We start from the raw sequence: 26,238 nt of genomic DNA on the forward strand, positions 1-26,238 counted from the left end.
TTTTAACACAAATGCCCCGCCGTTTGAGGGAGACCTCAGCGGCGGGGTTTTGTGCTGTTATCACCTTTCCTGGTAGGAGAGGCCTTTGCAGGCCGGGTAACCCCTGCTGGACGCGGAAAGTCGTTTTCTATCGAAAACAGAAATGCTCCGCTGTCGAGACCAGCGGCATCTATACGATGCTGTGGATCTCAACAGCGGAGCACTCTATTTTATGAGCTAGACGGAGAGGTTCTTACTCCACGATGATGCTCTTACCGGTCATCTCTGCGGGGACAGGCAGACCGATATAGGGCAGCATGGTGGGCGCAATGTCGGCCAGGCAGCCGCCCTCGCGCAGCTTCACATCGCCGCAGCCAATGGCCACAAAGGGCACCACATTGGTGGTGTGTGCGGTGAAGGGCGTGCCGTCGGGGTTCTTCATCTTCTCTGCATTGCCGTGATCGGCGGTCAGGAAGGCGCAGCCGCCCGCATCCAGCACAGCGGTGACAACTTCCTTGACGGCAGCGTCCACGGCCTCTACGGCCTTCACAGCGGCCTCAAAGACGCCGGTGTGGCCGACCATGTCGCAGTTGGCGAAGTTCAGGATGATGACATCATACTTGCCGCTCTCGATCCGCTGCTTGCACTCTGCAGCGACCTCCGGAGCGCTCATCTCCGGCTGCAGGTCGTAGGTGGCCACCTTCGGGCTGGGGATGACGCAGCGGTCCTCCCCCGCGTAGGGAGCCTCGACACCGCCGTTGAAGAAGAAGGTGACGTGTGCGTACTTCTCGGTCTCGGCGATGCGCAGCTGGGTCTTGCCGTTCTCGGACAGGTACTGGCCCAGAACGTTCTTCAGCTCCACGGGAGGATAGGCGACCTCGCAGTTGGGCATGGTAGCGTCATACTCGGCCATGCAGACGTAGTGGACCTGCTTGCGGCCGCCGCGGCGCTCAAAGCCGGTGAAGGCGTCGTCGCAGAAGATGCGGGTCATCTGGCGGGCACGGTCGGGGCGGAAGTTCATGAAGATGACGGTGTCGCCGTCCTGCACACGGCCGCCCTCGCAGGTGACACAGGGCAGAACGAACTCGTCGGTCTTGTCGTTGGCGTAGGATGCCTCGATCGCCTCTGCAGCGTTGGCATACCGCTCGCCCTCGCCGTAGACGAACGCCGCGTAGGCCTTCTCCTCACGGTCCCAGTTGTTGTCGCGGTCCATGGCGTAGTAACGGCCGGAGACGCTGGCGATCTTGCCGATGCCCAGCGCGTCGAGCTTGGCCTGCAGGTCGGCCAGGAAGCCCTTGCCGGAGTGCGGGTCGGTATCACGGCCGTCGGTGATGCAGTGGAGATAGACCTCCTTGGCACCCATGTGCTTGGCCATTTCCAGCACACCGAACCAGTGGTCAGCGTGGCTGTGGACGCCGCCGGTGCCGACCAGGCCCATCAGGTGGATGGCCTTCCCTGCGTCGATGGCAGCTTTCATGTTCTTGACGAGGACCGGGTTCTTGAGCATCTCGCCGTCCTGGATGGACTTGGTGATGAGGGTCAGCTGCTGATAAACGATGCGGCCTGCGCCCATGTTGGTGTGGCCGACCTCAGAGTTGCCCATCTGGCCGTCGGGCAGGCCGACTGCCATGCCGGAAGCGTCGATGGTGGTCATGGGGTACTTTGCCATCAGAGAGTCGATAAACGGCTTGTTTGCGGCAGCCACAGCGTTGCCATAGGTCTCGTTGGGGGTCCAGCCAAAGCCGTCCATGATGCAGAGCATTACGGGTTTCTTGGACATAAATGGTATCTCCTTTGATTTTGAACTAAAAAGCGCCCGGCTTCAGCGCTTGCAAACGGCGCGGCCGGGCGCTGGGGTGATTTGCAAAAGGCAGTGTGCGATGCGGGGAAGCTCTCTTTCTCAGCCCTTGGTCGCAGCGTTGACGATGACTGCAAAATCCGGAGCCTTCAGGGATGCGCCGCCGATCAGGCCGCCATCGACGTCCTTCTTGCTCAGCAGCTCTTCGCAATTCTTTGCGTTCATGCTGCCGCCATACTGCACAGTGGTCGCCTCGGCCACGGCCTCGCCGTAGACCTCGCCGATGACCTTGCGGATCTGGCCGCAGACTTCCTCTGCCTGGTCTGCCGTAGCGGTCTTGCCGGTGCCGATGGCCCAGATGGGCTCATACGCGATGACGACGTTGGCCATCTGCTCTGCGGTGACATCGCGCAGAGCGATCTTGGTCTGCATCCGGACCAGCTCCTCGGTCACGCCCTCTTCGCGCTGCTCCAGGCTCTCGCCCACGCAGATGATGACCTTCAGGCCCGCGTTCAGCGCAGCCAGAGCGCGCTTGTTGACGGTCTGATCGGTCTCTGCGAAGTACTGGCGGCGCTCGGAGTGGCCGACGATGACGTACTCCACGCCCAGATCCACCAGCATCTCTGCGCTGATCTCACCGGTGAACGCACCGGACTTCTCGAAGTGGACGTTCTCAGCACCGACATGGATGTTGGTGCCCTTGGTCTTTTCCACAGCCGTCACCAGATCGGTGAACGGAGTGCAGATGACGACCTCGCAGGAAGCATCCTTGACGGCAGGGATCAGCTCGTCCACCAGCTTGGCTGCTTCCGAAGCGGTCTTGTTCATCTTCCAGTTGCCTGCAATGATTGCCTTACGCTTTGCCTTATCCATGATCTCTATCTCCTTCTATTTACCTACGTACCAAAAAAGGTGCGGCGGCGCCATGCCGCCGCACCTCGATCCTGCTGTTGCGAGCGCGAATTATGCGTTCTGGATGACAGCGATGCCGGGCAGCTCCTTGCCCTCCAGATACTCCAGAGAAGCGCCGCCGCCGGTGGAGATGTGGGTCATCTTATCGCCCAGACCCATCTGCTGGACTGCTGCTGCGCTGTCGCCGCCGCCGATGACGGTGGTAGCGCCGCTCTCAGCCATAGCCTGTGCCACAGCCAGGGTGCCTGCTGCCAGAGTCGGGTTCTCGAAGACGCCCATGGGGCCGTTCCAGACAACGGTCTTGGAAGCCTTGACGGCCTCAGCAAACAGCTTGGTGCTCTCCGGGCCGATGTCGCAGCCTTCCATATCGGCAGGCATTGCGGTCACGGGCACAACGGTGGTCTCGACGGGTGCGTCGATGGGATCGGGGAAGTCCTTGATGCAGACGGCATCGACGGGCAGGAGCAGCTTGACGCCCTTCTCCTGAGCCTTTGCCATCATCTCCTTGCAGTAGTCCAGCTTGGAGTCATCGCACAGGCTCTTGCCGACTTCGTAGCCCTGTGCCTTGACGAAGGTATAAGCCATGCCGCCGCCGATGATCAGGGTATCGACCTTCTCCAGCAGGTTGGAGATGACGTTCAGCTTATCGGCGACCTTTGCGCCGCCCAGGATGGCGGTGAAGGGACGCTCCGGGTCGTTGACGGCATTGCCCAAGTACTTGATCTCCTTCTCCATCAGGTAACCGACAGCGGTATCCTTGACGTAGTCGGTGACACCAGCGGTGGAGCAGTGTGCGCGATGGCAGCTGCCGAAAGCGTCATCCACGTATGCGTCCGCCAGAGAAGCCAGCTCCTCGGAGAACTCCGGCATGTTCTTGGTCTCTTCCTTGCGGAAACGGGTGTTCTGGAGCAGGACAACGTCGCCGTTGTTCATGGCAGCCACAGCAGCCTTTGCGTTCTCGCCCACGACGTTGTCGTCGTCTGCGAACACAACGGTCTTGCCCAGCTTTGCGCTCAGGGCAGCTGCAACGGGAGCCAGGCTGAACTTTGCCTCAGGGCCGTTCTTGGGCTTGCCCAGGTGGCTGCACAGGATGACCTTTGCGCCATCATTGAGCAGCTTCTGGATGGTGGGCAGAGCTGCGTTGATGCGGTTCTCGTTGGTGATGACGCCGTCCTTCATCGGGACGTTGAAGTCGCAGCGGACCAGAACCTTCTTGCCGCAGTAATTCTCGTCGTCGATCGTCTTCTTACCTAAACCCATGGTAATAAACTCCTCTCAAATTCTTTTCATCGGAATCGAATTTCACTCGTTATCGGGGCTTGCCTCCCCGTACACTTCTATTATAAACAAAAACTGTGTGGTTTGCAAGGACAGGCAATAGATAATTTATTAACAAACTTTCCCCGTATCCCGGTGGAAATGTGTCTATTTTGACTGAAAGGCGGAGCAACTCCCCTTTTTCATGAAAAAAAGAACCTCTGAAAAGCATTTTTTCCAAAGGTTCCCTTCTCTTATTTGAGATCCAGTTCCGGCGGCAGGTCGATCTCATCTGAGACATACTTGCCATTCTTCTTCCGTTGACGCACACACTCGGTGAGCAGATACTCGATCTGTCCGTTCACCGAGCGGAAATCATCTTCAGCCCACGCGGCAAGGGCTTCGTAGAGCTTCGCGTTCAGGCGGAGCGGGATCTGCTTTTTGGGTTCTGCTGCCATCAGTAGAGGCTGCCGCTGTTCACAATGGGCTGAGCGTCACGGTTGCCGCAGAGCACGACCAGCAGGTTGGAGACCATTGCTGCCTTGCGCTCATCGTCGAGCTCGACCACCTTGTTTTCATTCAGGCGTTCCAGTGCCATTTCCACCATGCCGACGGCACCGTCCACGATCATCTTACGGGCGTCGATGATGGCGCTGGCCTGCTGGCGCTGCAGCATGACGGCTGCGATTTCCGGCGCGTAAGCCAGATAGGTGATGCGAGCTTCGATGATCTCGATGCCGGCCTCGGTCACATTTTTCTGGATCTCGTCCTGGATGCGCTTGGCCACGACCTCGGACGAACCGCGCAGGCTGCCTTCGTCGGCGATACCGTCACCGGTGGTGTCCACATTGGGGGCCACATCATAGGGGTAGACCCGCACGACGTTGCGCAGGGCGCTGTCGCACTGAAGGGACAGGTACTCTTTGTAGTTGTCCACGTTGAAGACGGCTTTCGCGGTATCGGTCACGCGCCAGATGACGGCAATGCCGATCTCCACCGGGTTGCCCAGGCAATCGTTGATCTTCTGGCGGGAGTTGTTCAGGGTCATGATCTTGAGGGAGATCTTTTTGCCATCCTGCTCCCGGCTCGCCTGCACAACGGGCATCTTCTGGACATCGCCGCTCTGGCTCAGCACTGTGCCTGCGGCGGGGTTGACGGAGGTGCAGAAGGGATTCACCCAATAGAAGCCCTCCCCTTTCAGGGTGCCGATGTAATCACCGAAGAGGGTCAGCACCAATGCTTCCTCCGGCTTCAGCACCTTCAGGCCGCAGAGCAGGAAAATGCCGACGATGCCATAGACGATGCTCAGCACCAACAAAATCACGCCCGGCACGTTATGTTCTGTCGTGAGCAGTATCCCACCCAGCACGAACACGATGATGGCCGCAACATAGCCGAGCAAGGTCAGCAGCAGCATCGTCATTCCGTTCTTCTTCGTTTGCAAGATCTTCTCTTCCATGTAAGATCCCTCCTTATCGGGTCTGGAAGTGTTTCTATCTGATATCAAAATCATATCATGTTGTATTTCATCTGTCAAGAGGAAACAACAAAAAAGGCACCCTCGCCTTTCGACGAGAGTGCCTTCATTTCAAGAATCGAAATTCAAGAAAGAACGTTCAGGGGGATCAAATTACTTGATCTCGACCTTAGCGCCAGCCTCTTCCAGCTTCTTCTTGATGTCCTCAGCCTCAGCCTTGGAAGCCTTCTCCTTGACAGCCTTGGGAGCGCCGTCAACGATAGCCTTAGCCTCCTTCAGGCCCAGACCGGTGATCTCCTTGACCAGCTTGATGACCTGCATCTTGGTAGCGCCAGCCTCAGCCAGGATGACGTCGAACTCGGTCTTCTCTTCCTCAGCGGCAGCAGCAGCGCCAGCAGCAGCGGGAGCAGCAGCAGCAACAGCGGAAACACCGAACTCTTCGCAGTAAGCGTCGATCAGTTCCTTCAGCTCCAGGACGGACAGCTCCTTGACGGAGTCGATGATGGCAGTAATCTTCTCAGAAGCCATGGTAATAACCCTCCAATATAAATGGTTTTGTGTTTGTTGATTTCAGATCGTTAAGCAGCAGTCACGCAGCAATTAAGCAGCGGGCTCTTCCTGCTTGTCGGCATAAGCCTGCATTGCAACAGCCAGACCAGACAGAGTGCTGGTGAGGGCGCCTGCAAACATGGACAGCATGCCTTCGCGGTTGGGCAGCTTTGCGATGGCGTTGGTCTCGGCAGCGTCCATGACCTTGCCTTCCATGAAGCCAGCCTTGACGACGAACTTCTTGGACTTATCGCCATCCTGATACTTGCACAGGATGCGGGCAGCGGACATGGGATCTTCCTCGTGAGCAAAAGCGATAGCGGTATCGCCCTTGAACTGCTCAGCCAGGCCCTCCAGAGAGGTACCCTTAACAGCCAGACGCAGCATGGTGTTCTTCACGACCATATAATCGACGCCTGCCTCACGCAGCTCCTTACGGAGCTTGGTGTCGTTCTCGACGTTAATGCCGCCGTAAGCGACGACGCAGCCGGAAACCGCACTCTCAAACTTTGCCTTCAGATCAGCGACATAAGCCTGCTTCTCAGAAAGAATCTTTGCACTGGGCATTCGGTTTCACCTCGTTTCAAAAACTTGTATCGAACACTGAAACTCAGAGATCAAAAAAGCCTCTTTCCCGCACTGTGTCCGAGAAAGAGGCATAAAACAACATTATGCGCGTTTCTCGGCAGGCGGCTTAGCCTTACGCTGGGTTCCAGCACCTGCTGTCTCAAAAACAGCATGATTATTTTACCGCAAACGCGCGGTGTTGTCAAGTGCTTTTTTGAAGATTTTTTATTTTCCTCTCTTTGGCTCCCATAATAGGGAAGCTGGCTGCGCCAAAGCGCAGACTGAGAGGTTTTATTTCTTCAAATTAGACACCGTACTTCAGGGTGTTGAGACGGATGCCAGGGCCCATGGTGGTGGCGATGGTAGCGCTCTTGAAATAAGTGCCCTTTGCAGCAGCAGGCTTTGCCTTTGCAATGGCGCTCATGACGGTATCCAGGTTGGTGTACAGCTTCTCTGCACCGAAGGAAGCCTTGCCCACGGGGACATGGATGATGTTCTGCTTGTCCAGACGATACTCGATCTTACCAGCCTTGGCCTCGGTGACTGCCTTGCCCAGATCGGGAGCAACAGTACCAGCCTTGGGGTTGGGCATCAGGCCGCGGGGGCCCAGCACCTTACCGAGACGGCCGACGCGGCCCATCATGTCGGGGGTGGTGACAACAACGTCGAAGTCCATGAAGCCGCCAGCGATGCGGGCGATCAGCTCATCATCACCAACGATGTCAGCGCCAGCTGCCTCAGCAGCAGCGGCAGCAGCGCCCTTTGCGATGGCGCAGACGCGGACGGTCTTGCCGGTGCCGTTGGGCAGAACGACAGCGCCGCGGACCTGCTGGTCAGCGTGGCGGCCGTCAACGCCCAGGCGGACGTGCAGCTCAACGGTCTCGTCGAACTTGGCAGAAGCGGTCTTGCAAGCCAGCTCCAGAGCCTCGTTCATATCATACAGCTTAGAAAAATCGATCTGCTTCGCAGCATCGACATAGTGCTTGCCATGTTTCATTGTATATCCTCCTATGTGGTCATGCGGGCAGTTTTATGCCCTCCCACTGTTGTTGTCTCAGCCCTCGACGGTGACGCCCATGGAGCGGCAGGTGCCACGGACCATGCTGCATGCAGCTTCCAGAGAAGCAGCGTTCAGGTCGGGCATCTTGGTCTTCGCGATCTCTTCCACCTGAGCAGCGGTCAGAGAAGCAACCTTTTCCTTGTTGGGCTTGCCGGAAGCGGTGTTGATGCCAGCGGCCTTCTTGATCAGAACGGCTGCCGGAGGAGTCTTGGTGATGAAGCTGAAGGAGCGGTCAGCGTAAACGGTGATGACGACGGGGATGACATAACCCATCTGGTTCTTGGTACGCTCGTTGAACTCCTTGGTGAAGGCCATGATGTTGACGCCCTTCTGACCCAGAGCAGGGCCAACAGGGGGAGCCGGAGTCGCCTTGCCGGCCTCGATCTGCAGCTTAATGTAGCCAGTAACTTTCTGTGCCATGATAAATGCACCTCCAAAAATCTGTGGTGAGTTGCGGCGCCGTGTAGGCGCCTCCCACGAGCATGTGCGCGGTGCACACGCTCTATAAGAACCGCACTGCGGTCTTACCTTGGTAAACGGATGCCGGTTGGTTACGGCAGCTCGACCTGCGCGATGTCCACCTCAGCGGGCGTCTCGCGGCCAAACATGTTGACCTTGAGCTTGACTTTGAAGCTCTCGGTGTCGATGCCCTCCACAAGGCCCATAAAGCCTTCCAGGGGGCCGGCAGTGATCTGCACGGTGTCGCCGACTTTGAAATCGACGGTCAGCGGAGCTGCCTTCTCGACGCCCATCTTCTCGACCTCCTCAGCGGAGAGCGGGACGGGCTTGGATGCGGGGCCGACGAAACCGGTGCAGCCGCGCGTGTTGCGCACCACATACCAGGTATCGTCGTTCATGACCATCTTGACCAGAACGTAACCGGGGAACAGCTTGTGCTCCACCATACGCTCCTTGCCGTCCTTGATCTCAGGGACCATCTCGGTGGGGACCTTGATGTCACAGATCAGGTCTTGCAGACGGCGGTTCTCGACCATGGTCTGCAGGTCCGTTGCAACCTTATTCTCGTAACCGGAATAGGTATGGACTACATACCAGAGGGCTTCATTGGACTGATCTTCCATTTTTCAAACCTCCGTTTCAAGATGTTCATGCGCCGATGATCAGGCCCAGGATGCCGCCGAAAATGGCATCCAGCGCGATCATGACAACGGCAGCGATCGCCACGGTGACGAGCACGACGACGGTGTTGGTCTTGGTGTCCTCTTTGGACGGCCACACGACCTTCTTCAGCTCGCTCTTCGTGTCGCGGAAGAACTTCGCAACGCGGTTGCAAAAGCCCTTCACGGCGGCCTTCATTCTGGCCACAAAGCCCGGCTTTTTCTCGGTTTTGTCTGCCATGATGTCGTCCGCCTTTCTTACTTGGTTTCGCGATGAACGGTGTGCTTCTTGCAGAAGCGGCAGTACTTCTTCATCTCAAGACGATCGGGGTTGTTCTTCTTGTTCTTCGTGGTGTTGTAGTTGCGCTGCTTGCACTCGGTGCAGGCCAGAGTGATTTTAACGGTCATTTGTTGACACCTCCATTATAACGGTTGTTTTGAACCTCCCTCGGCTTGCGGGAGCGCCTTCAAAACAGGGCGCACTTAATAACCCCGCAAAAGAGGTGTTATCATTGTATCACGTCTTTTTCCATCCGTCAAGCGGATTTTCTGCGGTTTTTCAACTTTTTTGAAAAAATTTTCTTTTGCTTCTTTCTGGTTCTGCCCGCTTGCATCCCGCGCATAGATATTGTATAATAACAGCGTCTATACCTATATAGAGAAATTCCGGCCTTCCGGCCGTACGATCAGGAGAGATCATGATGCAATCTGAAGAGAAACTCTGTGTCGTCGTGTTGTTCGGCGGCATGTCCAGCGAGCACGAGGTCAGCTGCGTGTCCGCCGGGACCTTCGTTGACAACCTCGACCCCAGCCGCTACGAAGTGCTGACCGTGGGCATCACCAAAGAGGGCCGCTGGCTGTGCACCGAGGCTTCCAGCGCCCAGATGGCCGATGGCAGCTGGGAAGAGCTGCCCGGCAACATGCCCTGTGTCATCAGCCCGGACCGTGCCGACCACGGCATGATCCTGTTCGCTCCTTCCGGCCAGGTGGAAAAGCTGCACGTGGATGTCGTCATCCCGGCCCTGCACGGCCTGTGGGGCGAGGACGGCACGGTGCAGGGCCTGCTGGAGCTGGCCGGCATCCCCTACGTGGGCTGCGGCGTTCTGGCCAGCGCCGTCTGCATGGATAAGGCGGTAGCCAACGCCCTGTTCGACGCCGCCGGCATCCCCCACACCCGGTGGCTGGCTGCCAACCGCTGGGAGATCGAATCCGACCTCGAAGGCGTCTGCGACGGTGCCATCGCGAAGCTGGGCTGGCCCATCTTCGTCAAGCCCGCCAACGCCGGTTCCAGCGTCGGCATCACCAAGGCCCACGACCGCGCCGAGCTGAAGGACGCCATCCGGCTGGCTCTGGAGAACGACCGCAAGGTCGTCTTTGAGGCCTTCGTGGACGGTCATGAGGTCGAGTGTGCCGTCATCGGCTCCGACCCCGCTGTGGCCACCCGCCCCGGCGAGATCCTGGCCGGTGCCGAGTTCTACACCTACGACGACAAGTACAAGAACGGTGTGAGCCAGGTGGTCATCCCGGCCCGGCTCGACGAGGCCAAGCTCGACGAGGTAAAGACCTACGCCGCCATGGCCTACACGGCCCTGAACTGCGAGGGCCTGGCCCGCTGCGACTTCTTCGTGGAGCATGGCACCAACCGGGTGATGATCAACGAGATCAACACCTTCCCCGGCTTCACCCCCATCAGCATGTACCCCAAGCTCATGGAGCACGAGGGCACCCCTGTGCCCGCCCTGATCGACCATCTGATCGAACTGGCGCTGGAAAGGACGGAAAAGCAGCATGGATAACCGCCCCATCGGCGTATTTGACAGCGGCCTCGGCGGCCTGACCGGCGTGAAGGAGCTGCGCAAGCGGCTCCCCCACGAGAACATCGTCTACTTCGGCGACACCGGCCGTGTGCCCTACGGCAGCCGCAGCCCGGAGACCATCCTGCAGTATGCCCGGCAGGACATCGCGTTTCTGCTGTCCCAGAATGTCAAGTGCATCATGGCCGCCTGCGGCACGGTGTCCAGCACCTACCCCGCCGCCGAGGCGGCGCTGCTGCCCGTGCCCTACCTGGGCGTCGTGGATGCGGCTGCGCGGGAGGCTGCTTTTTCCACCCGCAACCGCCGCATCGGCGTCATCGGCACCGCGGCCACCATCCGCTCCCGCAGCTATGAGACCCTGCTGCGCAAACTGGTGCCGGGCGTGGAGATCACGGCCCGCCCCTGCCCGCTCTTCGTGCCGCTGGTGGAGGCCGGTTACGTGGACCACAGCGCGGAAGACAAGCAGGAAGTGACCCGGCTCGTCATCGCCCAGTACCTCACCGAGGTGCGGGATGCCGGGGTGGACACCCTCATTCTGGGCTGCACCCACTATCCCCTCATCAAGACCATGATCGGCGAATTCATGGGCCGGGACGTCGTGCTGGTGGACCCGGCCAAGACCGCCGCCCACCATCTGGAACGCACCCTCAGCGAGCGCGGTCTGCGGGCCAACCACCCCGCCGGGCAGGCGCATTTCTACGTCAGCGACACGCCGGACAGTTTTTCGCAGACGGCAGACCTCTTCCTCGGCGAGTACAAGGGAGGGCCGGTGGAGCAGATCGCCATCGACAAATACTAAAGCGAAGGACAAACGAACGTGAAGGAAGATTTCATCATCCGCATCAAGAGCCGCTCGGAGCAGTTCGAGCACACCCAGCCCGTCCGGGTGGACGAGGATGACCGCATCGAACTGATGACCTACGGCAGCTTCGTGAAAAAGGGCGACACCTACTATATCACTTATAAAGAGACCGAGACCATCGGCTTTGCCGGCTGCACCACCACCATCAAGATCGCAGCCGACGGCAGCCGGGTGGGCCTGCTCCGGTTCGGCCCGGCCAACGCCCAGCTCATCATCGAGCGGGACCGCCGGAGCATCTGCCACTATGAGACCGAGGTCGGCTCCCTGACGCTGGGCGTGACTGGCGACGGCATCGAGTGCAGCCTGACCGAAACGGGCGGCACGGCCCGATTCAGCTATCTGCTGGACGCCGACGACCCCATCTCCATCATCAACCGCAACACGCTGGAAATTTCCGTGCAAAAGCCAAATTAAAGCGGTTCACCCTCTCCGTCCGCGCTTTCGAGTGCAAAGTTTCTCTCGTTTGCGAAAAGCTCTCCCCCCTTTGGGAGAGCTGGACGCGAAGCGGCCTGAGAGGGTCAGCCCGTGAAAGGATAAAACAATGACTGAATTCGAAAAGACCTACCAGAACTACAACCCCCGCTCGGCTGCCCTGAGCGAGGCCCGCGCTCTGCTGACCGCTGCGGCCAAGGCCGCCATGGCCGACGGCACCCTGCCCGAAGCCGAGCTGCCCGCTTTCATCGTGGAGATCCCCGCTGACACCAAGAACGGTGACATCGCCTCCAACCTGGCCATGGCCGGTGCCCGCACCTGGCGCAAGGCTCCCCGGATGATCGCCGACGCCCTCATCGCCCACCTGCCCTCCATCGAGGGCGGCGTCTTCGCCAAGGTGGAGGTGGCCGGCCCCGGCTTCATCAACCTGTTCCTGGCTCCGGCCTTCTGGGCCAGCGTCGTGCTGGGCGCAGCCGCCAACAAGGACTACGGCCGCACCGACTACGGCAAGGGTGCCAAGTACAACGTGGAGTTCGTCTCTGCCAACCCCACCGGCCCCATGCACATGGGCAACGCCCGCGGCGGCGCTCTGGGCGACTGCCTGGCCGCCGTGCTGGACTGGGCCGGTTACGATGTGACCCGCGAGTTCTACATCAACGACGCAGGCAACCAGATTCAGAAATTCGGCAAGAGCCTGGCCGTCCGCTATTTGCAGAAGTTCTGCGGCGAGGAGGCCTATCCCCTGCCCGCTGAGTGCTACCAGGGCGGCGACATCAAGGTGCTGGCCGGGGAATTTGCCGACCTGCACGGCGACTGCTACGTGGCCGCCTGCCAGGGCATGGACGAAGAGACCCTGTTTGCCAGCGAAGCGTTCGAGACCCTGAAGAACACCCTCGTGGATTACGCACTGCCCAAGAACATCGCGGCCCTCAAGCGCGACCTGGGCAAGTACCGCATCGACTACGATGTCTGGTTCCACGAGAGCACCCTGCACGAGTCCGGCGCTGTCAAGGCTGTGGTCGAAAAGCTGCTGGAGCTGGGTGCCTGCTACAAGGCTGAGGATGGCGCCGTCATGTACCGCAGCGCCCAGTACGCCGCCAAGTACGGCACCGTCAACAAGAAGAAGACCGAGGACGGCACCGAGGAAGAGGCCAAGGACGAAGTTCTGGTCCGCGCCAACGGCATCCCCACCTACTTTGCCGCCGACATCGCCTACCACTACAACAAGCTGGCCACCCGCGGCTTTGCCAAGGCCATCGACGTCTGGGGTGCAGACCACCACGGCCACGTCGCCCGCATGAAGGGTGCCATGGACGCCATCGGCCTGAACGGCAATGACCTCGACGTCGTGCTGATGCAGATGGTCAACCTGATGCGCGACGGCCAGCCCGTCCGCATGTCCAAGCGCACCGGCAACGCCATCACCCTGACCGACCTGCTGGAAGAGGTGCCCATCGACAGCGCCCGCTTCCTGTTCAACATGCACGACGCCGGAAGCGGCATCGACTTCGACCTCGACCAGGCCGTCAAGACCGACAACGACAACCCGGTCTACTACGTCCAGTATGCACACGCCCGCATCTGCTCCATCCTCAAGAAGATGGAGAGCGAGGGTGTTGCCTTCGCGGGTGCCGACCAGGTGGATGCCACCCTGCTGACCGAGCCCTCCGAGATGGACCTCATCCGGATGCTGGCCGCCTTCCCGCAGGAGATCGTCATGGCCGCTGAGAAGTACGATCCCAGCCGAATCAACCGCTTCGTCATCGACCTCGCCAGCGCCTTCCACCGCTTCTACGGCAGCTGCCGCATCCAGGGCGCAGACCCCGCCGTCCAGCAGGCCCGCCTGGCCCTCTGCATCGGCGTCAAGAACGTCATTTGCAACGTGCTGACCATGTTCAAGATCAGCGTTCCGGAGAAGATGTAACCGGAAGTTTTCCCGCATACGAAAAGACCCGCTCATCCGACACTTCATCGGGTGGGCGGGTCTTCGTTTGTCCCTTAATATTGGAAGTAGAGCTTCACTTCACCGATCTTCTTTTTCCGCAGCAGGATCGCCGCCGGGATGAGGTAGACCAGCACCGACAGCAGCATCGAGGCATCGTAGCTGCTCACGCTCTCGGCCACACTCTCGGTGCCGTAGAGCCCGCCGACGAGCATGGAGATGATGTCCATGCCGCCATGTAAGAACACCGTGACCCAGAGGTTGCCGGTGCGGAAGTAGATGGCCGCATACAGCACCCCCAGCGACGCTGCGAAGATACACTGCATCAGCACCCCCAGCGGCGCACTGGACAGCAGATTCGTCAGGTGGGCGCAGCCAAACAGCAGACCCGACAGCAGGCAGGCCTTCCAGATGCCGCCCCGGCTCGTGCCGAAGTGCTCCAGCAGCGTCTCCGCGATGACGCCCCGGAACAAAAACTCCTCCGCGATGCCCACCAGAATCATATTGGCCAGAAAGCTCAGGATGCGCCAGAGCGGCAGCAGTGTGCCGTCTTCCGGCAGGCCGAACAGGATCTTTGCGTACAGCGTGTACGCCAGCAGGGCCAGCGGATACATTCCCACCAGCAGGCCGTTGAAGAAGCCGCAGCCCCGCTTTCGCAGCAGCTGCGCCTTGCCGGTGCGCTTCAGCAGCAGCACGGCCACGCCGACGCCGACCAGCTCCTGGATGCAGCCCAGCAGATAGTCGTCCGCATAGGCCAGATCAAAGCGGAACAGCATCAGCAAAAACACCACAAGGATCGACGTTAGGATCAGACTTCCCAGAAACAGCACCTCCGCCCCGACACAGTAGCCGAGCGGATGGTTTTTGCGCAGACGTTTGAGCATCGAATTTTCCTCCGTTGCAGATAGTGACTCTATTGTAACATATTGGGGGAAATTGTTCAAATCCCGCTTGCGGAGGCGGAAATACAGCAGCAGTCCCCTTGTTCGACATTCCTACTGGTCCAGGACCCGCGGGCTAAGCAACAGCCCTCAGGGCTGATTGCTTGCCTTGCTTCGCAAGGCCGCCCTGTTCAAATCCCGCTGCAAAGATAAAAAAGACCAGACGGATAAAAATCCGTCTGGTCTTTTTTGGTCGGAGCAGCGGGATTTGAACCCACGGCCTCTTCGTCCCGAACGAAGCGCGCTACCAACTGCGCTATGCCCCGAAAATACCGCAGCTTTTCGGCTGCGGTCTGGTTGGGGATGAGAGAATCGAACTCCCACAAGTAGAGTCAGAGTCTACCGCACTACCACTATGCAAATCCCCAATATTTTGTTTTGTCAGGAGCGTTGCTCGCTGCTGACAAGGGATATTATACTATCAAACCACCTTCTTGTCAACACTTTTTCAGAACTTTTTTGCCGAAGTTTTTCCGGTAAATTCTCTGCGCGATTTCACGCGATTTTTACGTTCCAACTCTTGACACTGCCCCGCTTTGGGAATACTCTTATAGTACAAACTTCTCCTGCACGAGTGGGAAATTCAGAGAAAACGAGGGATATTACGAGATGAAAAAACGTGTTGGCATCCTGACCTCCGGCGGCGACTGCCCCGGCCTGAACGCCACCATCCGCGGCGTGGCAAAAGCTCTGTATGCCCGGATGGGCGACAGCGTCGAGATCGTGGGCATCCTGAACGGCTACCATGGCCTGATCACCGGCGACTACAAGGAGATGACGGAAGACGACTTCCGGGGCATCCTGACGCTGGGCGGCACCATTCTGGGCACCAAGCGCACCCCCTTCAAGCTGATGCGCGTTGTGGAAGAAGACAAGATCGACAAGGTCGCAGCCATGAAGAAGACCTATAAGGACGCAAAGCTCGACTGTCTGCTCTGCCTGGGCGGCAACGGCACCCACAAGACCGCCAATCTCCTCTCTCAGGAGGGCCTGAACATCATCGGCCTGCCCAAGACCATCGACAACGACATCTACGGCACCGACGTCACCTTCGGCTTCCACACCGCTGTGGATATCGCCACCGACGTCATCGACCGCATCCACACCACCGCAGGCAGCCACAGCCGCGTGATGTGCATCGAGATCATGGGCAACAAGGCCGGCTGGCTGACCCTCTATTCCGGCATCGCCGGCGGCGCAGACATCATCCTGCTGCCCGAAATGCCCTACGACATCGACCGCGTCTGCGGTGCGGTGGAGCGCCGCGCCAAGAAGGGCTCCAACTTCTCCATCATCGCCGTGGCAGAGGGTGCCCTGAACGAGGAAGAGGCCAAACTGAAGCGGAAGGAATGGACCGCCAAGCGCGCCGAGGCGGGCTACACCACCGCCACCAGCCGCATCGCCGCCGCCGTCCAGAAGAAGACCGGCATGGAGACCCGCGTCTGCATCCCCGGCCACATGCAGCGCGGTGGCAGCCCCAGCGCCTATGACCGTGTGCTGGCCACCCAGTTCGGCAGCTACGCCGCCAAGCTGGTGGAGATCGAGCGCTACGGCGTGACCGTCGCTCTGGTCAACGGCCACGTCACCGCCAACCGTCTGGAGGACATCGCCGGCAAGACCCGCAATGTTCCCGAAGGCTGTGAGCTGCTCACCGTCGCCCGCCGGATGGGCGTGAGCCTGGGCTGAGGTTTTCCTGAAAACGATACAAAACGAGCGCTGCACCCACCATGCAGCGCTCGTTTTCGTTTGCTTCGTTTCATTTTGCCAGACCCTCCACGATTTTGGAGAGGGCATCCACCTGTTCCCCATCCAGACGCTTCAGGTTTTCCACCATCTTCCGGATGGTCTCCGGGTCTGCACTGCCGTCCTCAAAAAATTCTTTCGGCGTGATGTGGAGGTACTCGCAGATGTAGAAGAAATTCGTCATCGTCGGAAAGGTCTTTCCATTCTCAATGCTATTGATATATCCATGGTTCTGCCCCAGCGACAAACTCATATCTCTGGCAGAGACACCTTTCTGCATTCTCAATTGTGCCAAACGTTTGGAGAACATCTCTTCGTACATGCAAAGCACCATCCTTTTGTCATATTGTATCGGATAGTATAGCAATTTTCGGCACTTTTTATGTTCCATTTCTCTTGTTGTGTCAGTTTATTTCTGATATAATTTGATTGGCAACAGAATTTATCCGAGATTTTGAGGAGGAATATCATGTTAGGCTTTTTTAGTTTATTTTCAAAAGAACCCGAAAGAATATCCCCGTCTATAATTGAGGCATCTGACGACTTCCAGAAAAATCTCAAAATCATAAAAAATCTTCAAGAACTCATTCGTGGAATGTCCATCTCCCCCGCAAAAGTTTCTTTTTCTACTGGATGTGCAAATCTAAGGCTTCATACGATACCATTCACACTTTCTGCGGATATCAACAACTCAGAGCTTATTACCGCGTTAAACCGATACTATAATCATAAATATTTCTATCCTTCTCAAGCACATAAATACGTTGACTCCGTTTCTGAATTGCAGAAATACTTATCTGACCTCTGGGCTGAAAGCGACAAAGATTTGGAAATCATTGAGGAACTTCTTTTTCGTGATGCTTATCATAAATCCCTTCGTCAAAGTTATCCTTTTTGCAACTACACTATACACGGGTTTGTAGAGGATGATTTTGGTGTATATCAAAACGACCAGCATAATTATTCCCCTGTCAGAGGCAACTCAATTCATTTTTCCCATTCTTCCTATATTACACCTGCAATCTCCCCTACTACATCTTCTGGCCGCCAAAAAACAGAAAAAAATTTGGAGAATGATTTTAGCACTTATAGTCAATTACTCTTGAAAAAAGTAAATGTATAATCGGGAGGTTTTTCTATGGCAACAATTTATCGTGGAACTGGTTGGAGTTCGGACTGCATTGGTGAAACCAAAAACGGTACGGTCTACCGTGGCACCGGCTGGAGCTCAGATGCAGTTGGTGAGTACAAAGATGGTACGATTTATCGTGGCTGCGGCCTGCACTCGGATGCCATTGGCGAGTATAAAAATGGCACCATTTATACCGGCCTTGGCTTGCATTCCAGAGAAATCGGAGAATATAAGGATGGAACGATCTATCGTGGAATCGGTTGGAGTTCCACAGCCATCGGCGAATACAAAGAAGGCTCGGATGGTGTAGCCGCTGCGGCACTTCTGCTGTTGGCCGCTGACCTGCTCTGACGCAATTTGATCCATACGCAAAAAGGAGCACTCCCCTGCATCATGCAGAGGGGTGCTCCTTTTGGTTTTGCGATTCCGAGGGCTTACAAGCACTTACTTATTCTTGTACATTTCCTCGTAGTACTTCTGGTAGTTGCCGCTGGTGATGTGCTCCATCCACTCCTCGTGGTCGAGGTACCAGTCGATGGTCAGGACGATGCCCTTCTCGAACGGGGTCTCCGGGTACCAGCCCAGATCGTTCTTGATCTTGGTGGGGTCGATGCCGTAGCGGCGGTCATGGCCCAGACGGTCGGCAACGTGCTTGATGAGGTCTTCGCTGATGCCGTCATCCTTCAGGCGGTCGTGCAGCTGCTCGATGATGGTCTTGACGATGAAGATGTTGGGGCGCTCGTTGTGGCCGCCGACGTTGTAGACCTCGCCGATCTTGCCGCCATTGCAGACCATATCAATGGCCTTGCAGTGGTCTTCCACGTACAGCCAGTCGCGGATCTGCATTCCGTCGCCGTAGACGGGCAGCTGCTTGTGGTGCTTGACGTTGTTGATCATCAGGGGGATCAGCTTCTCCGGGAACTGATAGGGGCCGTAGTTGTTGGAGCAGCGGGTGATGTTGATGGGCATCCCGTAGGTATCGTGGAATGCCATGACGAACATGTCGGCACTGGCCTTGGAGGAAGAGTAGGGGCTGTGGGGGCACAGCGGGGTGGTCTCCATGAAGAAGCCCTCGGCACCCAGAGCGCCATAGACCTCGTCGGTCGAGACCTGCAGATACTTCTTGCCCTCTTTCCAGGTCTTGGCCTCGGCGTCATACCAGGCCTCCTTGGCGCGCTGCAGCAGGTTCACCGTGCCCATGACGTTGCTCTGGACGAAGATCTCCGGGTTCTTGATGGAGCGGTCCACGTGGCTCTCTGCGGCAAAGTTGATGACGTAATCGAAATCGTACTTTGCGAACAGGCCCTCGACCAGCTCCTTATCGCAGATATCGCCCTGCACGAAGACGTGGCGGGGGTCGCCCTCGACGTCCTTCAGGTTTTCCAGATTGCCCGCATAGGTCAGCTTATCCAGGTTGACCAGCAGGATTTCCGGGTACTTCTTGAGCATATAATGCACAAAGTTCGAGCCAATAAAGCCGGCGCAGCCGGTGATCAGATATTTTTTCATAGTTTGATTCTTTCCTCAAAACAATTTGTTTCTCTTTTTTCGTTTTTTTGATACAACCTCTCAGTCACCTGCGGTGACAGCTCTCCCTTCGGGAGAGCTGGATGCGAAGCGGCCTGAGAGGGTTTACTTCATGCCGTTGTCGCCGTCCCAATGCTCAAAGAAGCAGGCCAGGGCAGCTTTCCAATCCCGCACCTCGTTGCCGACGGTGCAGCGCAGCATCCGGTTGTCCAGAGCGCTCCACTTGGGGCGGTCGGCGCTTTCGGGGTGCTTGGCCTTGTACTCCTCGCTGGTGCAGGGGGCCACGGTCGCGTCCACGCCGGACAGGCGGATGATCTCGGAGGCAAAATCGTACCAGGAGCAGATGCCCTCACCGGTGCAGTGATACAGGCCGTACTCATGGGTGACGCAGAGCTGCAGGATCTCGTGGGCCAGATCCACCGCGTTGGTGGGGTTGCCGCACTGGTCGTTGACGACTTCCAGCTTGCCGAACTTTTTGCCCGCATTCACGATGGTCTTGACGAAGTTCTTGCCATAGTAGCTGTACAGCCAGGCCGTGCGGACGATGAAGTGGCGGTGGCAGAACTGCTCCACGTACTTCTCGCCCATGAGCTTGGTGGAGCCGTAGGCGCTGATGGGGCCGGGAAGGGTGGCCTCATCCTGTGCGATGCCGCCGTTCTCGCGGCCGGAGAAGACGTAGTCGGTGGAGACATGGACCAGGCGGGCACCGGTCTTGGTGGCAGCCTGTGCCAGGTTGCGGGGGCCGAGGGCGTTTGCCTTAAAGGCTGCGTCGTGATTCACCTCGCAGCCGTCCACGTTGGTGTAGGCAGCGCAGTTGATGATGACATCCGGGCGCTGACGGCGGATGAAGTCATCCACCATCTTGTAGTTGGAGATGTCCAGTTCGGGCAGGTCCACGGGGATGACGGTCGCGCTCTGCAGCTTTTCGGGGATGGGGCCGATCTCGCTGCGGCCCTCGCGGAGCTGCTTGATGATCTCGGTGCCCAGCTGACCCTTACAGCCAGTAACGATGATTTTCATGTGCGGTCTCCTCTTAGTATCTCAGTTTTCCGTCGGCCACATTCTTCAGGTGCTGGCCATAGGGGCTCTTGCCATAGCGCTTTGCGCTCTCCAGCAGCGTGTCGCGGTCGATCCAGCCATACTTGAAAGCGATCTCCTCCGGGGCACTGATCTTGATGCCCTGCCGCTTCTCGATCATCCGCACGAAGTCGGCGGCATCCACCAGGCTGTCCATCGTGCCGGTATCCAGCCAGGCAAAGCCGCGGCCCAGCAGCTGGACGTCCAGCTCGCCCTTCTTGAGGTACATGTCGTTCAGGGTGGTGATCTCCAGCTCGCCGCGGGCAGAGGGCTTGACCTGCTTTGCCATCTGGACGACTTCCTTGTTGTAGAAGTACAGGCCGGTGATGGCGTAGTTGGATTTCGGGTGCTCCGGCTTTTCCTCCACGCTCAGGACTTTGCCGTTGGCGTCGAACTCGACGATGCCAAAGCGCTCCGGGTCCGGTACGTAGTAGCCAAACACGGTGCAGCGGCCCTTGGTCTCGGCGTTGGAGGCAGCGGTCTTCAGGATCTTGGAGAAGCCGTTGCCGTAGAAGATGTTGTCGCCCAGGATCATGGCGCAGCAGTCTTCGCCGATGAACTCCTCACCCAGAATGAATGCCTGTGCCAGGCCATCGGGAGAGGGCTGGACCTTATATTGCAGATGGATGCCGTACTGGCTGCCATCGCCCAGCAGCGCCTCGAAACGGGGCGTGTCAGTGGGGGTCGAAATGATAAGGATATCCTGGATGCCCGCCAGCATGAGGGTGGACAGAGGATAGTAGATCATCGGCTTGTCGTAGACAGGCAGCAGCTGTTTGCTGGTGACCATGGTCAACGGGTAAAGCCGGGTGCCGGCGCCGCCGGCGAGAATAATGCCTTTCATCGTTTGTGCACTCCTTTAATTAAAATGAAAAAAGTTGTGCAGCTATACGAAGCCTTCGTTTCCTCCGGCCTCGTAATATTCAAAGCGGAGCTGCGTCCGCTGTCAACAAAGTTGCAGAAAAACCGCTCTGCCGGGGGCATTCCGGCCACCGCAGATAGTTTTACACTTCATTTTACTATCAAATCGAAAAAAAAGCAAGAAAGAACGGCCCTTTACAGAAATTTTTCTGCAAAGGGGCCGTTCTCCTGATGTCATTTGCGGGATGAACCTCTCAGTCATTGCTTCGCAATGCCAGCTCCCCTGGTAGGGGAGCCATTGGCAGGCCGGGCAGGCCCTGCTGTTCGCGTGGGTCCGAGGGTTCACCACCGGAATCCCCACTTGGAGAAGTACCGCAGCAGGTTGCCGGTCTGCCAGAGAGCAGGCTTGAGGCTGCGGTGGGCAGCGCGGTGCCAGGCGTGGATGGCCGTGAACTGCGGCACAAGATATGCCTTGCCCTGCGTGCGCATCTTCTGGGTGAGGTCGGCGTCTTCCACATACATGAAGTACTTCTCATCGAAGCCGCCCACCGCCCGGAAAGTGCGAGTGCGAACCGCCGAGAAGCTGCCGGTGCAGAACTCGATCTCGGTGGGGCGGGTCAGGTCTTTGTCCTTCATGAGATAGGCATCGTTGTACTTTGCCCAGAATCTGAGCGCCGGCAACTGGCGGTAGACCATGGGGCGGAGCGCACACCGGCGCAGCGGCAGCTGCTGGGGGCGGCCATCCGGGAAGACAAGCGCAGGCCGGGCCATGACGACATCCGGGTGCTGGTCCATCCAGTCGGCCAGGTCGCTCAGGGTGTCCGCCGTCAGCTGGATGTCCGGGTTGAGGATGAAGTGATAGTCGCTGTCCAGTTCCGGCAGGACCATGTTGTGGCCGGTGCCGAAGCCGCCGTTCTCGGTGCGGCAGCGGACGACGACCTGCTGCCCCTCCCCTGCTGCCAGCAGGCCGCTGTGCAGCGCTGCTTCCAGCTTTTGGCCGCTGCCGTCCGGGCTGGCGTTGTCCACCAGATAGAGGGTCAGCGGGTGGCGGCGGGTGAACCGCAAAACGGTCTGTGCCGCTTTCAGCGCCTCGTCGTACCCGTTATAGACTACAATACAAGCTGATAATTTCAAATGGATTCTCCTCTTCTCTGTCGCGGTGCTCGACAAGTTCCGAACGGAACGGCCTGCGCCATCCTGCTCCGGCCTTGGCGGACACGCGAAGCATGACCGGGAGGGTCATTCCAGCGGCAGGATCTTCAGCGCGAAATCCTCCCGCTGGATGTCAAAGTTGGGGTTGGTGCAGGGGTCGCCCTTGGCCAGCAGGTCGCCCCAGCGGGCCTGGAAGCGGAGCACCTCGCCCTGGAAGCGCTTCTGCTTTTCGGGGTTGTCCTCCATGCCGCGGCTCTTGCTCTCGTAGTGGTAGAGCTGGGCGAACGGAGTAAAGACGTTGGTATAACCCGCCTCGCGGACGCGGACACAGAAGTCCACATCGTTGAAGGCCACCGCATAGCTCTCATCCAGGCCGTTCAGCTCCTGATAGATCTCACGGCGGATGAGCAGGCAGGCAGCGGTGTCGCCGTAGACGTCCTGCACATAGTTCAGGCGGCCCATGTAGCCATCGGATGCCGCCGGGAAGTATTTGTGCAGGTGGCCCGCCACGCCGCCAATGCCAAAGCCGATACCGGCATGCTGGATGGTGTCGTCCGGATAGAGCAGTTTGGCGCCTACGCAGCCCACCCGCTTTTGCTGGGCGTACATGACCATCTCTTCCAGCCAGTTGGGGGTGATGACCTCGGTGTCGTTGTTCAGCAGCAGCAGATACTCGCCGGTGGCGAACTTCTCGCCGAAGTTATTCAGGGCGCTATAGTTGAAGCCCTTGCCCTGCCAGGTGACGACGTGCAGGTTGGCATGCTCCTGCTCCATCCGCTTGTAAGCACGGAACGTCTCCGGCTGCCTGCTGTTGTTCTCGATGATGATGAGTTCAAAATCCGGGTAGGTGGTGCGGTCGTAGATGGACTCCACACACAGTTCCAGATCCTTGATGTGGTCACAGGTGGGGATCAGGATGCTGACCCGGCCCGGATGCGCGATGGTGTAATCGGTCTTGTAATAACCGGGGGTACCGGGGATGAGGGTCACATCATCCACCGCCACGCCGCAGCGCTCGTAATGCGCCTTGAGCGCTGCAATGCCCGCTTCAATGCAGTAGGTCTTGGCGGAGATGTCCGCCGCCGTGCTGCCGGGGCTGGAGCGCCAGTAGTACAGCGCATGGGGGATGTGGACGATCTTCTCGGCCTGTTCGGTCAGGCGGAGGAAGAGGTCGTAGTCCTGACTGCCGTTGTATTCCATCCGCTCACCGCCGCCGCTGCGCTCCATCAGGGCGCGGCTGAAGACGGACAGATGGCAGATATAGTTGTTGGAGCGGAGGTTGTCCAGCATGAAGTCCGGCTTGAAGTGGTAAAGCACCACGTTCTCCACCTCGCCCTCAAAGGTAGCCTCGTCGGTATAGACGAAGTCCGCCTTCTGCTCGGCGATGGCTTTGGCCGCATACCACAGCGCACAGGGGTGCAGGATGTCATCATGGTCCAGCAGGGCGATGTACGCGCCGGTAGCCATCGCAAAGCCGTGGTTGGTGTTGCCGGGGATCAGCTCGTTCTTTTCCAGCTTCTGGTAGCGGATGCGCGGGTCGGACGCAGCGCGGGCCTGGACCTTCTGACCCACGGCGGGGTCCTGCCCGGCGTCCACACAGCACAGCTCCCAGTTGCGGTAGGTCTGGTTCACGACGGAATCCAGCAGCTCTTCCAGAAAGTTCAGCGGGGTGTTGTACAGCGGCACCACGATGCTGATCTTCGGCCCGGCGGGCTGGTCGTTTGCCTGCCGGACCAGCAGCTCCACCGGGGCGAAGCGGTCGGCCCGCATCGTCATGCCGGGGAAGAGCGCCGCATACACACGGCGGGCACGGGCCTTTTCCAGCATACCGGAAACGCCCTCGGTGCGCAGCTCGTGCAGGAAGACAAAGAGCGGGAAGGTGTGCCAGAGCTGGCGGCTCTTGCTGACCGCATAGCGGGCGGGCCAGGTCATCTTCCAGAAGGTGGAGCCTGTGACCTCGTTCAGAGTCTGCTCCAGCTGCTTTTCGTGGCTGCGGCTCAGGGAGAGGTCGCTGCGCAGCCGCTCGATGAGCGCCGCTTCCTCGCCGCAGGTGCGCTCTGCACGGACCATCCGGTCCCGCAGGATGTCGAGTTCTTCCTCGTAGCCGCGGACCATCCCCATGGCGCTGGGCTGGACAGTGCAGAACAGCGCCGCCTGCTGGGCACGGCCCCGGCTGCGCCACTGCAGATCACGGTAGTAGCCGCGCTCGGCCAGCTTTTCCGCCCATGCGGACAGGGCGGTGGCATCGGTGCACACCAGCAGGACCTGTTCGGCCAGCTGGGCGGGCAGTTCGACCCAGACCGGGTCTTCCACCACCAGCAGCTCCGGCTGGGCCGTGGCGGCCGCCGTCCAGGGGTTGGCCCGGATGCCCGCACGGCGCAGCGCTTTTTCCAGCAGCGCACCGGACTCCTCATCGGCTGCAAGCACCGCAGCCGCCTCCGGTGCCAGCTCCTCCGCGATGCGCTGTGCCAGCAGGCGGCAGCGCTCTGCAGCCTCTCTCGTTTCCTTTTCTTTCTCCAACTGCATTTCTGATTTCTCCACTTCTCCGCAGGACGCAGATCCCGCGCTTCGCTTTCCTATAAACTAATATAGTATACCAGATTCCGCCCCGTTTGAGAAGCGCTTTTGCCCATTTTCCTGCGGATGCCAGTTCTTTAGCCGAACAGACCGCTCAGCCAGCCGAACAGGCCGGAAGTGCCGCGGCCTGCCTTGCCGATGGAGGTGCCGGGATAATAGTGCTTGAGGATCTTTTTATAATTCATTCCACGCTCGTTGGCATAGCCCACCGCGCCGCACTGGCTCATGCCCACGCCGTGGCCATAGCCGTAGTAGTACATCACCGGGGTGCCGTTGGCATCGGTGCCGAAATCGAAGCAGTAGCGGGAGCTGACGAACTGGCCGAGATACCGGTAGCTGCTGCCATCGACCGTCAGGGTGTTGTACTGCACATAGCCGCCCAAATCCTTGTGGGTGGTGTCAGCGCTCTGGTAAGCCTGCCCCGTCTTGCTGTTGGTGTATTCGGTGTAGCGGTAATCCCGGCCGATGATGCGGCGCATCAGGTTATGATACTGCTCCTCATAGGGACTTTCCACGCTCTGCAAATAAGGAACATCGCTGCCCCAGGCATCCTGGCCGGAACAGGTGCCGTAGGTACCGGTCTGGGTGTTATAGCCTGCGCTGGCCGACCACACCGCGTCAATGACCGAACCATTGTAGGTCACGACCTCGTCTTTGACCGGCTCGATGGCCTTGCGCAGAGCCTCCCGCGTGGAGGACGGGATCTCATCCACCGGGGTGTAGATCAGGGCGTTGGCCGAAGAGCCGTACTGTTTATGGTACAGCAGATAGGAGTGGATGGCCACAGCCTGCGCCTTCCAGGCCTGCTGCGCCGCCGACGCGCTGACGAAGCTGCCAATGGAACCAAGTTCGGTGTAGGTGATGCCCACCAGGCAGTCCACCAGATCAAGCGTCACGTTCCGGCGCAGGCCCTTGCCCTTGATGTTCAGGTAAGGTAACGTGATCTTATTCCGCGAGCCGAACAGCCAGCTCAGGCAGTTTTCTTCCTCCGCCGGGATCAGAGTCGTGTCCGCGCCGCCCATGGTGGTGGGGTGGGCCGTCTCGCCCTCGGCAGATGCGGCGGGGGCCGCCGTGCACAGCAGCACCACGGCCAGTACCAGCGCCGCAATGCGGCTTGCAACCATCGAAATACGCTTCAAAGTCGGTTTCCTCCCAGAATGCACCTCATATGTGCAATTTTTTCTTCCAGTTTAACACACCCAGCGGGCATGAGCAAGGACCGGACTTTGTTTTTCACATTTGCCTTCTTCCCGCCCGGCCCTGAAAAAGTCTCCACAAAACAGAAAATCCAGTACCCGGTTCGGATACTGGATCTCTTGGTGGGCAAGGGTGGATATCGCGAGCCGCGCATCTAAAAAAGCCCCACTGGGCTGTTTTTGCGCTGTCTTCTGCGACAGCGCCGCAGCTGTTCGAATCCGCCCGCATTCGTGAGTTTCATGCACATACAAAACAAAAAGCTCC

Annotated in this window: 28 protein-coding genes, 2 tRNA genes and 1 other annotated feature; of the genes, 7 read left to right on the forward strand and 23 right to left on the reverse strand. The window is 58.6% G+C overall.

What is annotated here, in order from left to right:
* Positions 1-232: 232 nt before the first annotated feature.
* The 12 genes from gpmI to rpmG all read right to left on the reverse strand — a co-directional run bounded on the left by gpmI (position 233) and on the right by rpmG (position 9,125).
* On the reverse strand, positions 233-1,759 hold the full coding sequence (gene gpmI, locus I5P96_RS09995; protein ID WP_223381918.1) for a 2,3-bisphosphoglycerate-independent phosphoglycerate mutase: 1,527 nt from the start codon (positions 1,757-1,759) through the stop codon (positions 233-235).
* Between the two features lie 120 nt (positions 1,760-1,879).
* Positions 1,880-2,650, reverse strand: coding sequence for a triose-phosphate isomerase (gene tpiA, locus I5P96_RS10000; RefSeq protein WP_097792639.1), 771 nt, complete (start codon positions 2,648-2,650; stop codon positions 1,880-1,882).
* 90 nt (positions 2,651-2,740) lie between these two features.
* Positions 2,741-3,949, reverse strand: a complete 1,209-nt coding sequence (locus I5P96_RS10005; RefSeq protein ID WP_207685504.1) for a phosphoglycerate kinase — start codon at positions 3,947-3,949, stop codon at positions 2,741-2,743.
* A gap of 251 nt (positions 3,950-4,200) precedes the next feature.
* Positions 4,201-4,404: a PTS ascorbate transporter subunit IIC gene (locus I5P96_RS10010; RefSeq protein WP_097792641.1), complete on the reverse strand. Its 204-nt coding sequence runs from the start codon at positions 4,402-4,404 to the stop codon at positions 4,201-4,203.
* On the reverse strand, positions 4,404-5,405 hold the full coding sequence (locus I5P96_RS10015; protein WP_223381919.1) for an SPFH domain-containing protein: 1,002 nt from the start codon (positions 5,403-5,405) through the stop codon (positions 4,404-4,406). Before I5P96_RS10015 ends, I5P96_RS10010 begins: the two co-directional genes overlap by 1 nt.
* A 171-nt stretch (positions 5,406-5,576) precedes the next feature.
* Positions 5,577-5,951 (reverse strand): 50S ribosomal protein L7/L12, encoded by a 375-nt coding sequence (rplL, locus tag I5P96_RS10020; RefSeq protein WP_055189512.1) that lies wholly within the window; start codon positions 5,949-5,951, stop codon positions 5,577-5,579.
* Between the two features lie 72 nt (positions 5,952-6,023).
* Complete coding sequence (gene rplJ / locus I5P96_RS10025) at positions 6,024-6,539, reverse strand: 50S ribosomal protein L10 (RefSeq protein ID WP_097792643.1); 516 nt, start codon at positions 6,537-6,539, stop codon at positions 6,024-6,026.
* Positions 6,540-6,582: 43 nt separating this feature from the next.
* Positions 6,583-6,722 (reverse strand) — a sequence feature (ribosomal protein L10 leader region).
* 121 nt (positions 6,723-6,843) lie between these two features.
* Positions 6,844-7,536: a 50S ribosomal protein L1 gene (gene rplA / locus I5P96_RS10030; RefSeq protein WP_118551711.1), complete on the reverse strand. Its 693-nt coding sequence runs from the start codon at positions 7,534-7,536 to the stop codon at positions 6,844-6,846.
* Positions 7,537-7,593: 57 nt separating this feature from the next.
* Positions 7,594-8,019: a 50S ribosomal protein L11 gene (gene rplK / locus I5P96_RS10035; protein WP_005920496.1), complete on the reverse strand. Its 426-nt coding sequence runs from the start codon at positions 8,017-8,019 to the stop codon at positions 7,594-7,596.
* A gap of 131 nt (positions 8,020-8,150) precedes the next feature.
* Positions 8,151-8,681, reverse strand: a complete 531-nt coding sequence (gene nusG / locus I5P96_RS10040) for a transcription termination/antitermination protein NusG (RefSeq protein ID WP_097792645.1) — start codon at positions 8,679-8,681, stop codon at positions 8,151-8,153.
* Between the two features lie 25 nt (positions 8,682-8,706).
* Positions 8,707-8,958, reverse strand: a complete 252-nt coding sequence (secE, locus tag I5P96_RS10045; RefSeq protein ID WP_097792646.1) for a preprotein translocase subunit SecE — start codon at positions 8,956-8,958, stop codon at positions 8,707-8,709.
* Between the two features lie 17 nt (positions 8,959-8,975).
* Positions 8,976-9,125 carry a 50S ribosomal protein L33 gene (gene rpmG, locus I5P96_RS10050; RefSeq protein ID WP_005920501.1) on the reverse strand — a complete coding sequence of 50 codons (150 nt, stop codon included), beginning with the start codon at positions 9,123-9,125 and terminating at the stop codon, positions 8,976-8,978.
* Positions 9,126-9,418: 293 nt separating this feature from the next.
* Between rpmG and I5P96_RS10055 the strand changes: the two genes are divergently transcribed.
* From I5P96_RS10055 to argS, 4 genes are all read left to right on the forward strand, one after another.
* On the forward strand, positions 9,419-10,513 hold the full coding sequence (locus tag I5P96_RS10055; RefSeq protein ID WP_097792647.1) for a D-alanine--D-alanine ligase family protein: 1,095 nt from the start codon (positions 9,419-9,421) through the stop codon (positions 10,511-10,513).
* Positions 10,506-11,330, forward strand: a complete 825-nt coding sequence (gene murI, locus I5P96_RS10060) for a glutamate racemase (RefSeq protein WP_097792648.1) — start codon at positions 10,506-10,508, stop codon at positions 11,328-11,330. Before I5P96_RS10055 ends, murI begins: the two co-directional genes overlap by 8 nt.
* 18 nt (positions 11,331-11,348) lie before the next feature.
* Positions 11,349-11,807 (forward strand): DUF1934 domain-containing protein, encoded by a 459-nt coding sequence (locus I5P96_RS10065; RefSeq protein ID WP_118551707.1) that lies wholly within the window; start codon positions 11,349-11,351, stop codon positions 11,805-11,807.
* A 127-nt stretch (positions 11,808-11,934) separates the two neighbouring features.
* On the forward strand, positions 11,935-13,749 hold the full coding sequence (argS, locus tag I5P96_RS10070; protein ID WP_223381920.1) for an arginine--tRNA ligase: 1,815 nt from the start codon (positions 11,935-11,937) through the stop codon (positions 13,747-13,749).
* A 74-nt stretch (positions 13,750-13,823) separates the two neighbouring features.
* Here argS and I5P96_RS10075 read toward each other — a convergent pair whose 3' ends face one another.
* The 3 genes from I5P96_RS10075 to I5P96_RS10085 all read right to left on the reverse strand — a co-directional run bounded on the left by I5P96_RS10075 (position 13,824) and on the right by I5P96_RS10085 (position 15,076).
* Positions 13,824-14,651: a CPBP family intramembrane glutamic endopeptidase gene (locus I5P96_RS10075; RefSeq protein ID WP_223381921.1), complete on the reverse strand. Its 828-nt coding sequence runs from the start codon at positions 14,649-14,651 to the stop codon at positions 13,824-13,826.
* A gap of 247 nt (positions 14,652-14,898) precedes the next feature.
* Positions 14,899-14,974 (reverse strand) — tRNA-Pro (locus I5P96_RS10080).
* A 28-nt stretch (positions 14,975-15,002) separates the two neighbouring features.
* Positions 15,003-15,076: transfer RNA gene (locus tag I5P96_RS10085), tRNA-Gln, on the reverse strand.
* Positions 15,077-15,317: 241 nt separating this feature from the next.
* On the opposite strand from I5P96_RS10085, the gene I5P96_RS10090 reads away from it, so the two are divergent.
* Positions 15,318-16,394 (forward strand): 6-phosphofructokinase, encoded by a 1,077-nt coding sequence (locus I5P96_RS10090; RefSeq protein WP_097792652.1) that lies wholly within the window; start codon positions 15,318-15,320, stop codon positions 16,392-16,394.
* Between the two features lie 70 nt (positions 16,395-16,464).
* On the opposite strand, the gene I5P96_RS10095 is transcribed toward I5P96_RS10090, so the two are convergent.
* A complete protein-coding gene (locus I5P96_RS10095) occupies positions 16,465-16,773 on the reverse strand; it encodes a helix-turn-helix domain-containing protein (protein WP_223381923.1) in 309 nt (102 codons plus the stop codon).
* A 147-nt stretch (positions 16,774-16,920) separates the two neighbouring features.
* On the opposite strand from I5P96_RS10095, the gene I5P96_RS10100 reads away from it, so the two are divergent.
* The gene (locus I5P96_RS10100; RefSeq protein ID WP_223381925.1) at positions 16,921-17,574 is read left to right on the forward strand and encodes a hypothetical protein; all 654 of its coding nucleotides are present in this window, start codon (positions 16,921-16,923) and stop codon (positions 17,572-17,574) included.
* 15 nt (positions 17,575-17,589) lie between these two features.
* On the forward strand, positions 17,590-17,934 hold the full coding sequence (locus tag I5P96_RS10105; RefSeq protein ID WP_223381926.1) for a hypothetical protein: 345 nt from the start codon (positions 17,590-17,592) through the stop codon (positions 17,932-17,934).
* A gap of 93 nt (positions 17,935-18,027) precedes the next feature.
* On the opposite strand, the gene rfbB is transcribed toward I5P96_RS10105, so the two are convergent.
* From rfbB to I5P96_RS10140, 7 genes are all read right to left on the reverse strand, one after another.
* The gene (gene rfbB / locus I5P96_RS10110; RefSeq protein ID WP_097792653.1) at positions 18,028-19,092 is read right to left on the reverse strand and encodes a dTDP-glucose 4,6-dehydratase; all 1,065 of its coding nucleotides are present in this window, start codon (positions 19,090-19,092) and stop codon (positions 18,028-18,030) included.
* A gap of 123 nt (positions 19,093-19,215) precedes the next feature.
* Entirely contained in the window at positions 19,216-20,130 is a 915-nt protein-coding gene (gene rfbD / locus I5P96_RS10115; RefSeq protein WP_097792654.1) for a dTDP-4-dehydrorhamnose reductase, read from the reverse strand.
* A 13-nt stretch (positions 20,131-20,143) separates the two neighbouring features.
* On the reverse strand, positions 20,144-21,031 hold the full coding sequence (rfbA, locus tag I5P96_RS10120; RefSeq protein WP_223381928.1) for a glucose-1-phosphate thymidylyltransferase RfbA: 888 nt from the start codon (positions 21,029-21,031) through the stop codon (positions 20,144-20,146).
* 359 nt (positions 21,032-21,390) lie between these two features.
* Positions 21,391-22,182: a glycosyltransferase gene (locus I5P96_RS10125; RefSeq protein ID WP_223381930.1), complete on the reverse strand. Its 792-nt coding sequence runs from the start codon at positions 22,180-22,182 to the stop codon at positions 21,391-21,393.
* Positions 22,183-22,287: 105 nt separating this feature from the next.
* Entirely contained in the window at positions 22,288-24,726 is a 2,439-nt protein-coding gene (locus I5P96_RS10130; protein ID WP_223381933.1) for a glycosyltransferase family 2 protein, read from the reverse strand.
* 128 nt (positions 24,727-24,854) lie between these two features.
* Positions 24,855-25,916, reverse strand: coding sequence for a SpoIID/LytB domain-containing protein (locus tag I5P96_RS10135; RefSeq protein WP_223381935.1), 1,062 nt, complete (start codon positions 25,914-25,916; stop codon positions 24,855-24,857).
* 51 nt (positions 25,917-25,967) lie between these two features.
* A complete protein-coding gene (locus I5P96_RS10140) occupies positions 25,968-26,225 on the reverse strand; it encodes a hypothetical protein (protein ID WP_223381938.1) in 258 nt (85 codons plus the stop codon).
* Positions 26,226-26,238: the final 13 nt, after the last annotated feature.

Source organism: Faecalibacterium prausnitzii (assembly GCF_019967995.1).
GTDB lineage: Bacteria > Bacillota > Clostridia > Oscillospirales > Ruminococcaceae > Faecalibacterium > Faecalibacterium prausnitzii_E.

Bases quoted from the DNA above. Each gene is read 5' to 3' on its own strand.
- secE (WP_097792646.1), bottom strand. From the start codon at position 8,958: ATGGCAGACAAAACCGAGAAAAAGCCGGGCTTTGTGGCCAGAATGAAG.
- I5P96_RS10130 (WP_223381933.1), bottom strand. From the start codon at position 24,726: ATGCAGTTGGAGAAAGAAAAGGAAACGAGAGAGGCTGCAGAGCGCTGC.
- I5P96_RS10090 (WP_097792652.1), top strand. From the start codon at position 15,318: ATGAAAAAACGTGTTGGCATCCTGACCTCCGGCGGCGACTGCCCCGGC.
- I5P96_RS10010 (WP_097792641.1), bottom strand. From the start codon at position 4,404: ATGGCAGCAGAACCCAAAAAGCAGATCCCGCTCCGCCTGAACGCGAAG.
- I5P96_RS10105 (WP_223381926.1), top strand. From the start codon at position 17,590: ATGGCAACAATTTATCGTGGAACTGGTTGGAGTTCGGACTGCATTGGT.
- rplJ (WP_097792643.1), bottom strand. From the start codon at position 6,539: ATGCCCAGTGCAAAGATTCTTTCTGAGAAGCAGGCTTATGTCGCTGAT.
- I5P96_RS10095 (WP_223381923.1), bottom strand. From the start codon at position 16,773: ATGTACGAAGAGATGTTCTCCAAACGTTTGGCACAATTGAGAATGCAG.
- I5P96_RS10100 (WP_223381925.1), top strand. From the start codon at position 16,921: ATGTTAGGCTTTTTTAGTTTATTTTCAAAAGAACCCGAAAGAATATCC.
- rplA (WP_118551711.1), bottom strand. From the start codon at position 7,536: ATGAAACATGGCAAGCACTATGTCGATGCTGCGAAGCAGATCGATTTT.
- rplK (WP_005920496.1), bottom strand. From the start codon at position 8,019: ATGGCACAGAAAGTTACTGGCTACATTAAGCTGCAGATCGAGGCCGGC.
- nusG (WP_097792645.1), bottom strand. From the start codon at position 8,681: ATGGAAGATCAGTCCAATGAAGCCCTCTGGTATGTAGTCCATACCTAT.
- rfbD (WP_097792654.1), bottom strand. From the start codon at position 20,130: ATGAAAATCATCGTTACTGGCTGTAAGGGTCAGCTGGGCACCGAGATC.
- I5P96_RS10015 (WP_223381919.1), bottom strand. From the start codon at position 5,405: ATGGAAGAGAAGATCTTGCAAACGAAGAAGAACGGAATGACGATGCTG.
- gpmI (WP_223381918.1), bottom strand. From the start codon at position 1,759: ATGTCCAAGAAACCCGTAATGCTCTGCATCATGGACGGCTTTGGCTGG.
- rplL (WP_055189512.1), bottom strand. From the start codon at position 5,951: ATGGCTTCTGAGAAGATTACTGCCATCATCGACTCCGTCAAGGAGCTG.
- rpmG (WP_005920501.1), bottom strand. From the start codon at position 9,125: ATGACCGTTAAAATCACTCTGGCCTGCACCGAGTGCAAGCAGCGCAAC.
- I5P96_RS10055 (WP_097792647.1), top strand. From the start codon at position 9,419: ATGCAATCTGAAGAGAAACTCTGTGTCGTCGTGTTGTTCGGCGGCATG.
- rfbB (WP_097792653.1), bottom strand. From the start codon at position 19,092: ATGAAAAAATATCTGATCACCGGCTGCGCCGGCTTTATTGGCTCGAAC.
- murI (WP_097792648.1), top strand. From the start codon at position 10,506: ATGGATAACCGCCCCATCGGCGTATTTGACAGCGGCCTCGGCGGCCTG.
- I5P96_RS10075 (WP_223381921.1), bottom strand. From the start codon at position 14,651: ATGCTCAAACGTCTGCGCAAAAACCATCCGCTCGGCTACTGTGTCGGG.
- I5P96_RS10005 (WP_207685504.1), bottom strand. From the start codon at position 3,949: ATGGGTTTAGGTAAGAAGACGATCGACGACGAGAATTACTGCGGCAAG.
- rfbA (WP_223381928.1), bottom strand. From the start codon at position 21,031: ATGAAAGGCATTATTCTCGCCGGCGGCGCCGGCACCCGGCTTTACCCG.
- tpiA (WP_097792639.1), bottom strand. From the start codon at position 2,650: ATGGATAAGGCAAAGCGTAAGGCAATCATTGCAGGCAACTGGAAGATG.
- argS (WP_223381920.1), top strand. From the start codon at position 11,935: ATGACTGAATTCGAAAAGACCTACCAGAACTACAACCCCCGCTCGGCT.